The 13,260-nt window shown below is 53.9% G+C and carries 15 protein-coding genes; 4 read left to right on the forward strand and 11 right to left on the reverse strand.

Annotation, left to right across the window (positions count from 1 at the left end; genetic code table 11):
- Window positions 1-2: 2 nt before the first annotated feature.
- The 4 genes from AC2FFH_RS18270 to AC2FFH_RS18285 form a co-directional block, all read right to left on the reverse strand.
- On the reverse strand, window positions 3-521 hold the full coding sequence (locus AC2FFH_RS18270) for a TRAP transporter small permease (protein ID WP_496845044.1): 519 nt from the start codon (window positions 519-521) through the stop codon (window positions 3-5).
- Between the two features lie 73 nt (window positions 522-594).
- Window positions 595-1,584: a TRAP transporter substrate-binding protein gene (locus AC2FFH_RS18275; RefSeq protein WP_472722299.1), complete on the reverse strand. Its 990-nt coding sequence runs from the start codon at window positions 1,582-1,584 to the stop codon at window positions 595-597.
- Between the two features lie 115 nt (window positions 1,585-1,699).
- Window positions 1,700-2,131 carry a TetR-like C-terminal domain-containing protein gene (locus AC2FFH_RS18280; RefSeq protein WP_496845045.1) on the reverse strand — a complete coding sequence of 144 codons (432 nt, stop codon included), beginning with the start codon at window positions 2,129-2,131 and terminating at the stop codon, window positions 1,700-1,702.
- A gap of 79 nt (window positions 2,132-2,210) precedes the next feature.
- Window positions 2,211-2,591 (reverse strand): hypothetical protein, encoded by a 381-nt coding sequence (locus AC2FFH_RS18285; RefSeq protein WP_496769961.1) that lies wholly within the window; start codon window positions 2,589-2,591, stop codon window positions 2,211-2,213.
- A 519-nt stretch (window positions 2,592-3,110) separates the two neighbouring features.
- On the opposite strand from AC2FFH_RS18285, the gene AC2FFH_RS18290 reads away from it, so the two are divergent.
- The 4 genes from AC2FFH_RS18290 (at window position 3,111) to AC2FFH_RS18305 (ending at window position 6,270) form a co-directional block, all read left to right on the forward strand.
- On the forward strand, window positions 3,111-3,674 hold the full coding sequence (locus AC2FFH_RS18290) for a GbsR/MarR family transcriptional regulator (protein WP_496769922.1): 564 nt from the start codon (window positions 3,111-3,113) through the stop codon (window positions 3,672-3,674).
- A 40-nt stretch (window positions 3,675-3,714) separates the two neighbouring features.
- Window positions 3,715-4,416 (forward strand): DUF4166 domain-containing protein, encoded by a 702-nt coding sequence (locus tag AC2FFH_RS18295; protein WP_496769920.1) that lies wholly within the window; start codon window positions 3,715-3,717, stop codon window positions 4,414-4,416.
- Window positions 4,413-5,585, forward strand: coding sequence for a saccharopine dehydrogenase family protein (locus AC2FFH_RS18300; protein WP_496769918.1), 1,173 nt, complete (start codon window positions 4,413-4,415; stop codon window positions 5,583-5,585). The genes AC2FFH_RS18295 and AC2FFH_RS18300 overlap by 4 nt, the downstream gene beginning before the upstream one ends.
- 529 nt (window positions 5,586-6,114) lie before the next feature.
- Entirely contained in the window at window positions 6,115-6,270 is a 156-nt protein-coding gene (locus AC2FFH_RS18305; protein WP_496769916.1) for a hypothetical protein, read from the forward strand.
- A 581-nt stretch (window positions 6,271-6,851) separates the two neighbouring features.
- On the opposite strand, the gene otnC is transcribed toward AC2FFH_RS18305, so the two are convergent.
- The 7 genes from otnC to AC2FFH_RS18340 are packed head-to-tail and all read right to left on the reverse strand — an operon-like array spanning window position 6,852 to window position 13,175.
- The gene (gene otnC, locus AC2FFH_RS18310; protein WP_496727414.1) at window positions 6,852-7,493 is read right to left on the reverse strand and encodes a 3-oxo-tetronate 4-phosphate decarboxylase; all 642 of its coding nucleotides are present in this window, start codon (window positions 7,491-7,493) and stop codon (window positions 6,852-6,854) included.
- Window positions 7,490-8,767: a 3-oxo-tetronate kinase gene (otnK, locus tag AC2FFH_RS18315; protein ID WP_496845046.1), complete on the reverse strand. Its 1,278-nt coding sequence runs from the start codon at window positions 8,765-8,767 to the stop codon at window positions 7,490-7,492. Before otnK ends, otnC begins: the two co-directional genes overlap by 4 nt.
- A complete protein-coding gene (locus tag AC2FFH_RS18320) occupies window positions 8,764-9,561 on the reverse strand; it encodes an N-acyl homoserine lactonase family protein (protein ID WP_496780708.1) in 798 nt (265 codons plus the stop codon). Before AC2FFH_RS18320 ends, otnK begins: the two co-directional genes overlap by 4 nt.
- Window positions 9,558-9,845, reverse strand: a complete 288-nt coding sequence (locus AC2FFH_RS18325) for a putative quinol monooxygenase (protein ID WP_496769909.1) — start codon at window positions 9,843-9,845, stop codon at window positions 9,558-9,560. Before AC2FFH_RS18325 ends, AC2FFH_RS18320 begins: the two co-directional genes overlap by 4 nt.
- Window positions 9,845-11,356 (reverse strand): tripartite tricarboxylate transporter permease, encoded by a 1,512-nt coding sequence (locus tag AC2FFH_RS18330; protein WP_282121321.1) that lies wholly within the window; start codon window positions 11,354-11,356, stop codon window positions 9,845-9,847. The genes AC2FFH_RS18325 and AC2FFH_RS18330 overlap by 1 nt, the downstream gene beginning before the upstream one ends.
- Before the next feature lie 4 nt (window positions 11,357-11,360).
- Complete coding sequence (locus tag AC2FFH_RS18335; protein ID WP_496845047.1) at window positions 11,361-12,110, reverse strand: hypothetical protein; 750 nt, start codon at window positions 12,108-12,110, stop codon at window positions 11,361-11,363.
- A gap of 57 nt (window positions 12,111-12,167) precedes the next feature.
- Window positions 12,168-13,175 (reverse strand): Bug family tripartite tricarboxylate transporter substrate binding protein, encoded by a 1,008-nt coding sequence (locus tag AC2FFH_RS18340; protein ID WP_496705752.1) that lies wholly within the window; start codon window positions 13,173-13,175, stop codon window positions 12,168-12,170.
- Window positions 13,176-13,260 lie beyond the last annotated feature (85 nt).

Genomic DNA, 13,260 nt, shown 5'->3' on the forward strand with positions numbered 1-13,260 from the left:
GGTCAGTGACCCCCAAGTTCATGGTTTTGCAGGTTCGCCTGACTCGTCCACACTCGGTAGATTTCCACCAAAGCCTGAAGCGACAGCAAACCAAACCCAACCCAGATCGCGGATTGAGTATAGGCCTTGGGTACAGCAAGGTAGCTGTCCGTCGTGTGCCCGGCGAGCGTGGATTTCAGCCAGATGTCCCAACCATATCGCGCGGCGACGCATCCGAAAAACACGATAACAAGCAACGAAAACGTCTCGACAACCCTGCGCCTAAGCGTGTTCGCATCCCGGAACGCCAAATCAATGACGATGTGCTGGCGGTGCTTTAGAACATATGCCGTCGCGCCAAAGGTAGCCCAAACCTGAAAGATCCTTGCGACCTCATCCACCCAGACCGTCGGGCTGGTCAGCGCGTAACGCATGAAGACCTCGTAAGCCACAAATATGCCTATGGCGAAGAACATCCATCCGGCGACAATACCAAAGAGTTCAGACAGCCAATCGACGGTTCTGGTCAGGGCTTGCAGCATTCGGTGCACCTCGCCAAGAGAAGAAGCAACCGAACCAAAGGTGTCCGCTTGCTTTGACAATATGAAGAAGGGATTACATTCCGGACACGGCTGAAATCACTTCGGCGGCTGTATCGCCTGCGTCATCGACGAAACGCTGAGAAACGCTCGAGGTCGCCTCAATCCATTGCTGACGCTCTTCATCGGTCAGGTCGACCACGGTCATCAGGCCGCGCATTTCGTCGATCGTTGCATCTTCTTCTGCGTAGATCGCGTCACGCAATTGCTGTTCGACCTCAGCGGCGGCGTCCAGAATGATCTGCTGATGCTCAGGCGAAAGGCTTTCGAAAAAGTCGTTGTTCATGACGGCGACAAATTCGATGGCGCTGTCATATGACAATGTCATGTGATCCATCACTTCGTGCAGTTTTCGCGACTTCACGGCAGAAGCACCTGTCATGCCCACATCGACAGCACCCTGCTGATAGGCCAGAAACTGTTTGGACCCCGACATCAGCGTGGGTGCGCCACCAAGCGCCTCGACGGTCCAACCGATCACCTTGCCGTAGGTCCGGACTTTTTGGTCCTTGAGGTCGGCGGGTGTTCGGATGGCAGACCCGTTCGACAAATAGACGTTACGCCCAAACGCCTGCCACCACAGAACCTTGGCCCCCGTTTCCTCAAGTACAGCGGCATCCAGTATGTTGCGCATTGGTGATCCAGTGGCAACGGCCGCCCGTAGATGGTCTTCGTCACGGAAAAAGAAGGGCAGGTTCACAACGTCTACTGCCGGGACCGCCCCGGTAAACCGGCCAAGAAACGCCGAACCGGCCTCGACAGCGCCCGTGCCCACTGCTTCTGGAACTTCCTTATCTTTGTAAAGCTGCGCTGACGGGAACAGTTGAACCGTTAGCTCACCGCCGGACTTCTCTTCAACGATATCCTTGAACGCGATCCAGTTCTGCCCCAACGAATGCGTCTCAGGCAACTGTAACGTGACTCGGATGATGGTTTCGGCCTGCACCATGATGGGAGCCGACACGATGAGTGTTGCAGCCAACGCCGCCTTAAACATGTTACGCATGATTCCTCCGACGTGTTTTTGGATTTTCCGCATTCTTAACTTGTTTGGCAGCGTCGCAATGCGGTGGCATTGATGTCAATTCCATATGCAATCACTTTCGAGAATACGAAGACATTTACCCTGACTGATACCCCTGCAGATATTGGGACATGAACTCGGACAATTCAGCCTGTACCGCTTCCGGGTCCAACGCGACGAACCGACCTTCCAGCGATAGCTTTACTATGCCGTGCACAGCAGAAAACACAGTTCGTGCACGCGAAGCCAAGGTGTCGTCGTCCAACTGAGGGTTCAATTGCGATAACGGAGCGATGATCTCGGCGATGAGCACCGCGTGTTCCTCAAGGTGCCATTGCGGGACCGGTACGCCCGGCTGCATCCGGTGATCGAATAAAGCGGCCCATAGGTTTGGGTTCTCGTTACCGAAATCCAGGTAAGCCAACGCAAGTGCAAGCAGCTTTGCCTTGGGCGTCTCTTGTGATGCGGGGGCGTTTTGTAGTGAGACGTGCAAACGCGCCAGTGTGCGCGAGTTCAGACGAATATCCATGTAACGCTGCGAAGCCGCGTTAATTATGGCACTTATCAAATTCCGTTCCCGTTAATGTCTGCTCAACTCCGGATCCGAACTATGTTTCGGTAAAGCCCATTTCTGAGATCAACCTTGCCTGCAGTCGCATCGCTTCGTCATCAACCTGGTTTTTTCTTTTTGGCGCAAGTCCTGAATTCCGCCAGCGTCCAACCAGCTTCTCTTTCTGCCACCAACAGTTCGTCGACATATCCGCTGCTTGTACCGCAGGATAGCAAAGGAGGTCGGCAGGGATGTTTTTGCCTAAGTCGCACGCCCGAATGTCATCCTTTTTTGTCGGCTCGCGTTCAAACCTCGCCACCCTGACAAAGTACAAGTAGAGCATAGGGCGCTCCTTGAACCGGTCGAAACTGTCCCGGCTGTATCCCATCACTTCACAGGTCTGCAAAACACTGCCGAGCTGCCCAACCAGTTCCAGCATCCCGAGTTTCGGATCGATGGTCTTTTCAGGAGTGCTTGTTATTGATCGCCAAGCCTTGCTTGCGCACCAGAAGGACAAAAAAGTCAGATCTAGCGATATGCCCGCACCCAAGACTACTTTCGGTAGGCTGTTTAGAAACGCGTGAAATCTTGCGCTGTTGGCGGGTCACCAGCTGGTGCTTCTAGCTGACCGATCTGATCAAGCGATCGTACTGACACATCCACCTATTGTTCTTTTGTTGGCCTGGCCCAATCATTCAAGATCACTTGATACAGCTCTTCGACGCCCATACCGGTTGCTTGCCATGTCATTTCTTGTTGATGGCCGCCGTACCTGTACCTGTCGTTCACCGGCGCGGGTTTTAATGTTGAGCGACTGCATGAATGCTGTGGGGAGAAATCCCTTTAAATCAGCTGTTTGATCGTGTTTGGACATTTGGCCGTCGCGTCAGCACGTGATTTGCATTCATGAATCAACAATGGTCTTGATTTTTGCTCCATCTTGTCTGATATTTCTGTTATGACAGAAATTTATGACATAACGAAATCAGACGCTGCAAGCCAGTTCATTCTTTATTGGGGTGATATGGGCAATCAATGGGGCGTCAATCGCTCTGTGGCGCAGATTCACGCGCTACTTTATCTTAGCTCCAAACCCCTTAATGCCGAGCAGATCGCCGAGTCGTTGGGTATTGCGCGATCCAACGTGTCCAACTCGCTCAAAGAATTGGTGAGTTGGCGCCTCATTCGCCGCATTCCGGTGCCAGGTGACCGGCGCGAGCATTATGAGGCCGAAGTGGATGTCTGGGAAATGGGGATCCGCATCGCCCAAGGGCGCAAGGAACGCGAGATTGATCCGGCAGCACAAGCCCTGCGCGCCTGCGTGGCTCAGGCTGAAACCGAAAGCAATCTTGACCCAACCGCGTTGCGGCGCATGCAGGACATGCAAGAGTTTCTGGCAACCGCCGATACGTGGTTCAGGGACATGCTTACGGTGCCCCGTCCGAAACTGGTGATGTTGATGAAAATGGGAACCAAAGTCGTTTCCCTGCTCAGCTTCACCGGAGGCAAAAAAAGCACCTAAAAATTTGACCTTTAATTTCTCTTTTGACGGAAAAAACAGAATGATCGAAATTAACAAAAGGATAGCGCCACCAGGTGCGAAGCCGGCTCAACCGCAATCCGATGCGATCAGCAGTCTGGATGATCGCTTCAAGAACTTGCTGGGGGCTTCGGCATGGTCGCGCCTGCCCAAGGCAATTCAACGCCGGTTCAGCAAGCGTCTGCGGGGGGATGCCAGCCTTGCCTATCAGGGCCGCGTGACCCAAATGCGGATGAACCCCGTCGGGCGGGCCCTGGCCTTTGCTCTGCGCGTGATCGGGGCACCGCTGCCGTTTGATCGCACCTCTGTCGGTCGATCCGCTGTGGTCACCGTCACCGAAGATGCGGCAACGGGCGGGCAGTTTTGGATCCGGCAATATGGTCGGGCGGCCGGTTTTCCACAAATGGTCGGCAGCTCAAAACGCTTTGCCGGGCCAACCGGATTGGAAGAATATATCGGCTTTGGGATTGGCATCTCGCTAAAGCTCGAAAGCACAGCGAATGGTCTCTATTTCGTTAGCGACCGTTACTTCCTGAAACTAGGGCAAAAACGACTGCCTCTGCCACGGTGGGTCTGTCCTGGAGGGCTTGTGGTGGGCCATGAAGAACTTGGGGGTGGGCAGTTCCGGTTCACTCTGGAACTGGTGCATCCGCTTTTTGGTCAGCTGATCTGGCAGGACGCAACCTTTCATGATGCTGAGATTATCGGGAGTGTCCCGTCATGAAGGTCGTGGTTATCGGCGGATACGGTGTTTTCGGATCCCTGACGGCCCGATTGCTGGCACGTGATGGGCATCAGCTTTGGCTGGCCGGGCGACACCCTGAAAAAGGTCGCTCTCTGGCTCAGGACCTCGGGGCGCAAACCCAGAAGTTGGACATTGGCAAAGCACCAGAGGCTGTTTTCGACGTTAAGCCAGACGTTGTGATTGATGCGGCAGGACCGTTCCAACACTATGGTGATGATCCGTATAAAGTCCCGAAACTCTGTATCGCTCATGGCTGCCACTATCTTGATCTGTCGGACAGCGCCACGTTCACGAAGGGTATTGGTGCTTTGAACACCGAAGCAACGGCCGCAGGTGTTTTTGCCCTTTCCGGTGCATCCAGCGTACCCGGTCTGTCTTCCTGTATCGTCGAAGATTTGATCGAAGATCTGGATGAAGTTGATGTTATCGACATCGCTATCCTGCCAGGTAACCGGGCACCGCGAGGCATGTCCGTTATCAAGAGTATTGTCAGCGGTGTCGGACGGCGGCATCAGGTGTGGCGCAATGGTGCCTGGCAAACAACTAGCGGATGGACAGATCGCAAGTTGTATGAGTTGGAATCGGGTATGAGGCGCGCCGGATACAGCGTCGACGTTCCCGACATCGCATTGCTCCCGGAAATGACAGGCGCGAAAAGCGTCATGTTTCGTGCGGGTCTGGAACTTCCGTTGATGAACTGGGCATTACATCTGCTGGCTAAACTCAGGCAGTACGGGCACTTTGAATTACCGGCCATTGCCTATTCTGCGCTCTACGTTCTTTCAAAAGCGCTTTATCCCTTCGGAAGTGACCGAGGCGGTATGCAGGTAAGTGTTTCCGGCAAGCGCGCCGGGCAGAGCCTGACCCGAAATTGGAAGCTGATCGCGGAAAAGGGGCACGGTCCTTTTGTTCCCGGTGTCATGTGCCGCGCGATCCTGCGAGAACATGACAACGTGATTGCAGGTGCGCGACCCTGCCTGGCAGAGCTGACAAGGCCCCTGGTTGAAGGCGCTATGGCAGATCTGGAAATTCGTACTGAGATCGTCGAACTGATGGATCATGGCACAACTGACCCAAGAGGCGACGTGCAAAAGGGCAAGCGCTCAGGAAATTTGAACAGGCGGCGCCTAAATCCTGCAACACCTTGAGAGCACTGGAACTCGACTCGAAAGCAGTGCGGAAAAAGGGCTTTTTATTATACGCGATAGAGTTCATTTAATTCAAATGCGACGCTTTGACTGATAGGCTGGTGCGCACCTTATATTTCAGTCGTGATAACAGTCGCGGCAAGGACATCTGCTAAGATGTACGTCATCAAAATCTGCAAATCTTGGGCAAGGGAAATGCGCATTCGCCGGTCACTTCTAGCGGCATGAAACGTTTGACCGCAGATTTCCGAACCCGACATCGCTTATCAGGACAGATTCAACAAAATACGCAGCACTGTAGATCTGGCACGGCATCAAAAAGGAGCTGTTATTCCGCTGCCTGGACCAAGGGGCATTGGTTCGTTTGGAAGCAATTGGTAAGTTTCGGAACTGAACAGGGCTCAAGCTGTATCGATGTGCATAGCGCTACCTTTGCAAAATCTCAAAATGGTGTCCCCAGCTTATCTGGTGAATGGCCGGCCTAAAACTGAGACAACCAAGGCATCCTCAAACTCGAAAGGAAAACAGGATGCCGAAAACTAAAGCCATGACCGCCAAAGCAGCCGCGCGCATTCAATCCGCAACCTCAACCAAGACTGGCGGCCAATTGGCAAAAGGCAGTTTCACCGCACGCGCGCAAAGCGCCGCCGCAAAAAACGCCAACCGGACCAATTCCAAGAAGTGAGCTTGTCGGGATGCGACATGCACTATTCCAGAGACAAAGACTTGAACAAGATCATTTCCCAGAATGTAAAAGCGCGCGCGCATTCCGTACACGGTAAGAATCACGGAAAGCTGTTATTCCCGAATGGCGGGCTGATCGTGATCGCCAAAACGGACAGGCTGAAGTATCTCGACGCATGCCCGCCAAACTTTGCAAATTCCGATTTCTGCGCATCGCAGACGTTCACGAGAACCCCAGCAAAATGGCCGCATGGAACCCAATGTTCCTCAGTGAGTGCCCCTAGCGAGTCGAGCGCCGCAAGAGTCCATAACCGTAACGACTACGTCATAAACTGATTAAGTTTATCGGTACGGCAGGTAATCGCGCAGCGAAAAACTATAGGCAAACTAAGCAAACCTATGGGGTGTGCGAAGTGTCATACGCAATCCTACAAGATTGTAGGCGCGCTCATAACGATGCGCTCCTGCTATTGATTTCGTGCATTAAATTCAAATGTGCTTGCCCAAAACTTTGCGCGGTATTCGCGAATAATTTAGCACGATTTGCCCAAAAGTAGGCACACTCCCCCTTTCGGTGTCTGATTACATCCTTCTGAAAGTCTCATTGAGTTCTGCTACTTGTCCAGCATCCAATAGGCGGGTTGGCAGGCCGCGCAAAGCCACTAGCAGCTTAGCCGTTTCTTCCAGCTCTTCAGCTGCACAGACAGCTGAGAAGAGATCCTTTCCTGATACGACGGGACCGTGATTGGCTAATAGAACAGCACTATATTTGCCGCCCAGTTCGCGGATCAATTCACCGGATTTCGGGTCACCCGGCTTGACGTATGGAACCAGTTTGACCGTACCAACACGCATGACCATATACGGCGTCAGCGGTGGAATACAGTCATCTGGATCAGTGTCTTCCAGGCACGACAGTGCGGTCGCCCAGGTCGAGTGCAGATGAACTACGGCAGCCGCTTCCGATCTCGTTTCATAGAAGGCGTGATGCAGAAAGACTTCCTTGGTCGGCTTGTCTCCGGAGACGTGGTTGCCATCCAAATCAATTTTGGCAATGCGCTCGGGGTCGATATTCCCCAATGTCGAATTGGTGGGTGTCATAAGGATGCCTTCGTTCAGACGGGCAGAGACATTGCCCGCAGTACCGACAGAAAATCCACGCGCAAACAGAGATGCACACAACTCCGACATCTGCTGCCGCATAGCCCATTCATCCGAACTCATCGGCCTGCCTCCATCATTCTCAGCGCTTTCGCGAAAAAGTCTGGAGCGCCAAAGTTCCCAGACTTTAGTGCCATCGCAATGGGTTCAGTTTTTCCAACGCTCAGGACTGGCACGCCAGGGTCAATTTCTGGCCCAATTGACATGGCCGGTGACCCCAGTGCCTCAGAGACAGCCTTGGCGACAGCTCCCGACGTCTCTCCTCCTGCCACCACAAGGCGCTTGTACCCCGTTTCGGCAAGTTTTCGTGCTGTATCTGCAAAGAGACTATCCAGTTTTTTCGCCACAGCTTCCTGACCAAATTTGTTTTGGATCGCGCCCACATCATCCGGGCTTCCCGATGAATACGCGAGTGGCGCCTGACCCGGATGCGTTTCAAAGAAATCCAGAAGCGTTTGCGTGGTCACATCCCCAGCCATGACACCCGGAACATCAATGGCGAAGGTTGGATGGGATTTCGCATGAACATCGATCTGCCCGCGGGTCGCACCTGAACAAGAACCCGCAAGGATCGCGGCAGGCCCTGCGACACCAGTGAACGCACTGCCAGCACTTTTGGATGAAGTCTCTCTCAGGAAATTTCTGGGTAGCCCCAGCGCTATCCCGGATCCCCCTGTAATGAGCTTGGCATCCTTTAGAGCCTTGCCCCAGGCCAACAAATCTTCATCCGAAATCGCATCGCCAATCACAAATCGTTCGTCGGCTTTCTGCAAAGCATCAGCAATCGCCTTTGAACCTAGCTTCACAGTGTCAATTGGCACCAACCCAACCGCTTCTTCAGTCTGATACTGCAACCATCGCCTGATATTGGCATCCGTCATCGGAGTAAGAGGGTGATTTTCCATCCCAGACTCGTGCAACAGCTTACCAAGCACAAAGAGATGACTGTAATAGATAGTACGCCCCGTTGTCGGAAAGGCCGGACAGAAAATCACTTTTTCCGCGCCCAGTTCGTCGGCAAGCGCTTTCGCAACTGGGCCGATATTTCCTTCCGTCGTGGAATCGAAGGTCGAACAATACTTGAAGATGAACTGCTGGCATCCTTGATCCGCGAGCCACCGCAAAGCACTCAGACTGTCTGCAATGGCTTCTTCAACCGGTGCAGTGCGGCTTTTGAGTGAGATCACACCCGCTTCGATCTCTTCGTCGACCGGGATATTAGGAACACCCGGAAACTGCGCGGTTCGTATCCCACCTTCTGGCTCCATGCCCTTCGCCAAGGTGTTCGCAATATCACTCGCACCAGTAAAATCATCCGCTATGACACCAATTTTCATAGTTCGATGTCCCTGGTTGGCCCGAAATCCAGCCTATGGATATGTGGTGCCGCTCCGACGGGAAAAACCTCACGCACAAGTGGATCATGGCCGGGCACGATAAGTCGAGGATGCGAGGCCAACCTCTCGAGCGTCTTAAATCCATCCATCATGTCCTGCAGGTCGACGACAATGGGAAAGGCTTTGCGCGCCATGAAATTCTCATAGTAATGCGAGGCATCAGAGGCGAGCACCATCCACCCGGCTTCCGTCCTTACGCGAACGCATTGCAACCCTCGCGAATGCCCACCAATGCAGTGCACCGTGATCCCATCTATAATCTCGGCTTCTCCATCGTAGAACACGACCTTCCCTGAATAGAGACGCTTTACGACCTCGCAAATATGGCCCGCCGTGAAAGGTGCGCGCAGATCGTCGTGGCACATGCAGGGGCCTGTGGCGAAGGCCATCTCCGCCGATTGCATATGCAACTTCGCGCTCGGGAACATATGCAGCCCCCCCGCGTGGTCATAATGAAGATGGGTCACGATGATGTCTGTCACCGCTTCCGGCGTGATGTCCAAGGGGCGCAGAGCCTCGCGTGGGTCCATCGCAATGGGACGACCACGGGCGGCGGCCTCATCGGAGTCGTAGCCGGTATCGACCAGAATGACTTCGTTGCCGCGCTTCAATACCCAAACGAAATAGTCCATCGCGTGAGACGCGTCGTGATTATCATCGATGATGAAACTATCAGCTCGCGTCCGGGCGTTGCGATCCGCGTATTTCACGGCATGGATTTCCCAATCGTTCATCGGATGACCTCGGAATACTGGTGAACCACCTTGGTGGCGATCATATCAGCCACAGCCGTATCGAAGGACCGAAAATGCGCACTTTCTAGGTGTACAGAGAAGGCCGCGCTGTCATCATAAACCTCATAGAGAAAAACCGTCTCGGGATCGTCGCCGAGGCAAACGTCAAACTGCTGGCATCCGGGCTCTTCACACAAAGAGGTCGAAGCGTTTTCGACCATCAGCGGCAAAAAGGTGTCTCTCGTACCGGGCTTGAGAGTGAAGGTGACAGTAACCACAAACATCAGACGGAAAGTCCTTTCAGACGTGAGAAAGCGCGCTTCGCGACAGGCAGTTGGCTGAGGATCAGACCAATGTTGAGCACCAGCAGAATGGCCGCACCGGGCCGCGAAAAGAAGACCGAAAGATCCCCGTCCGACAAGAACAGCGACCGGCGGAAGGTTTCGTCAAACAGGCTGCCTAGAATAACCCCGATCACCAACGGCGCGATTGGGTATTTCATCAGGTTCATGAAATAGGCAACGGCGCCGACGCCAAGCATCAGGTAAAGATCATTGATACCACCACCAACGCTGAAAGACCCAATTGTTGTCAGAACCATAACGACGGGCAAGAAGATGGTCTGCGGGATGGCGAGTATTTTGATAAAGACCCGAGCAGTGAACAGGCCCATCAAGAACATTGTCAGGGAGGCCAGCACTAAAATTGCAACCACGCGCAGAATGATCTCGGGGTCTATCGTCGGACCTGGGATCACGTTGTTAATCTTGAAAGCCCCCATCAAAGCCGCGGCGGGTGGTGAACCGGGAATGCCCAAAACCAAAAGCGGGATTAGCGCGCCCCCAATGCAGGCGTTGTTTGCCGTTTCAGAGCACAGCAGACCTTCCAAAGAGCCTTTTCCAAACTTGTCGCCCTCGGCAGATACGGTCTTGCCGACACCGTAACTGACCCAACCGGCGACATCTTCGCCCACGCCGGGAAGCGCTCCTACCCCGGTCCCGATCACTCCTGAACGGCCAATGGTCGGCAAGTAACGTCGGATGGAGCGTAGGTTCGGAAGGATGCGACCTTTCAGGGCCAGAGCTTTCCCGGCCTCAACGTGCCTTAAACCGTCGATGATTTGGGGAATGGCGAAGGCCCCCATCAAAACTGGCACGACCTGAAACCCGCTCATCAAGTAAGACCAGCCGAAGGTATAGCGCGGCTCAGACAACAAAGGGTCGAGTCCCACCATGGACATCGCGAGCCCGATCAAACCAGCGATCCATCCCTTAATCACCAGGTCTTCGCTCATCAAAGTGCCAGAAAGCAGAATGCCGAAAAGGGCCAGCAACGCTTTCTCCGGGCTTGCGATGTTCTTTGAAACCAAAAGCAGCGCCCACACGAAAATCAAAAGCGTGATGGTCCCGATAACTGTGCCAATGAAACTGGCCGTTGTGGTCAGCCCTAGTGCTTCGCCCCCTCGACCCGCTTTGGCCAGAGGGTATCCATCCATGGCTGTCGCCGCGCTGGCCGCCGTGCCCGGAATGTTCAGCAGGATTGACGGATAAGAGCCACCGTAAATCGCGCCGACATAGGCCCCGAGCAAAGCGATAAGCGAATAGTCCAATGGGATCTTGTTGCCGAAGAAACCCGTCAGGATCGTCACTGCCAGCGTTGCGGTCAGGCCGGGCAATGCGCCGAATGTGATGCCCAGGAACACGGATGCGATCAAATACAGATAGGTCAGCGGGTCTACTGCCAGGCCCACGAATGCGGTCCCAAATCCAGCCAGTTGCGAAAGGATAAAGTCCATCCGGTCAATCTTTCCATAGCGGACGAAGCGTCACGTAGTAGTGGTATTCGATTTGCTCGAAGATCAGCCCGCCGCGCGCGGGCACGTTCTGTCGGAAAACAAAGGCCATCGCGCAAACCAGAATGAACGGGGCAAGTACTGCCACCAACGGAACGAATCGCAAAACGCGTTCGGAAACCGCCTTGCTCAACACCACAAGTGTGAGCGAGACCCATAAGGCCAGTGTAAACCAATCATCACTGTGTGCGTTCCAGTCCGCCTGCGCGGGAAATACAGCAAACGCAAATAGCCCGGCAGAGACAACCGCGCTACAGGCCACCAAAGCACGCCGCGCATGACCCCCGTAGTAGCCGTAAGTCAGAGCTGTAATCAGCAACCCAGAACACAGAATGAAGTCCACTCTGGGAACCAGTCCGACGACATATGCAAGAAGGATCAGGCCTATTGTAGAAGCTCGATAGGCTTCCGACTTATCCCATCCGATGCCCAAAGCACTGAGCGCGTTTTGGGCCCCACCTGAGCGGATTGAAATAGCCAGCAAAACGAAGGACAAGCTAAGCAATCCACCGAAGATGAACAGCGGTACAATTGCAGCCGAGTTGTACCAATCCGATCCACTTACACCTGCGCGGTTTTCGCCCCAAAGTGGAATGTCCGATGTCTTCCAAAGAAAAAAGACGGACACTGTTATAAGAACAATTGCTGCCCAAAAGTCGCGCGACCGCATGACCAGTGTTTCGTCAGGTTTGTCCATTGCCTGCCTCCTGAGGGAAAGGGCGCGATCAAGCGCGCCCCTTCAAAATTGATCGGATTAGGGCTGCTCGATACCCAGCGAGGCCGGATCCACTGTGGCAGCGCCAAGGTCCTGCAAGGTGTAGGCAAAAGTAGCCTCGAGGTTCGCAAACAGTTCTTGAGCTTCTTCACCGTGTTGACCACCGACATCATAGTTGTTTGCAGAGGCCCATTCGGCGACGGTGTCGGAAGCAATAGCTTGCTCGAAGGCATCACCAAGCGCGGCCTTTACATCGTCCCCGGCTGAACTGTGAACTGCAAACCCGATGGCCTGTTTGAGCGGCAAATACTGATCGAGACCGTCATAGATGCCAAAGGCAGAAGGCACTGTTGCCCCTGCAATCTGCGCATCTTCGGGCGTCAACATCGCGAGCGGTTTAAGTTGACCGCCTTCAATCAACGGAGCCTGTTCAGCCAGTGACGTCACAACCAACGCAACTTCACCCGCTATCGCTGCTTCCTGACCTGGCGCTGAGCCTTTGTATGGAACAAACTTGAACTCAGTCCCTGACCCTTTTTCGATGGCCAGAAGGTTCAAGTGGTGGATTGAACCTGCGCCGGAAGCCGCCGCGGGAATAGTGCCAGGAGCGGCTTTCGCAGCGTCGACCAGTTCTTCCAGCGTATTGTAAGGGCTGTCCGCCGGGACCGAGATCAGATCAGGTGATCCGCCAACAATGAACGGATACCAAAAATCAAATTTCTTATCCCAACCACCCTGCACAGCAGCGGTGACGTTCGACTCTGACAAACCAACCAATGTATAGCCATCGTCTGGTTGGTTCATGACGTAAACCATACCATTGGAGCCTGCGACACCACCTGTTTGATTGATCACATTGATCGAGACCGGAAGGTGTTTTTCCATCTCGGCCATGATCATCCGGTTGATCGTATCCGTACCTCCTCCGGCCCCCCAGACTACAGCTGTGGTGATATCACGATAGGGATAATCCTGCGCAGCAGCTGCCCCTGTAATCCCGGTCGCCATCACGGCTGCGGCCGCCAACCGCCCTAGCTTTAGTTTCATTTCCAAGTCCTCCCAAACATCTTTGCGTTTATTATTGCATTTATTTGCGTATACATTAAAGAATGCATTGTCAACGTACTGTAGT

This window comes from Ruegeria sp. YTSC003 (genome assembly GCF_059609785.1).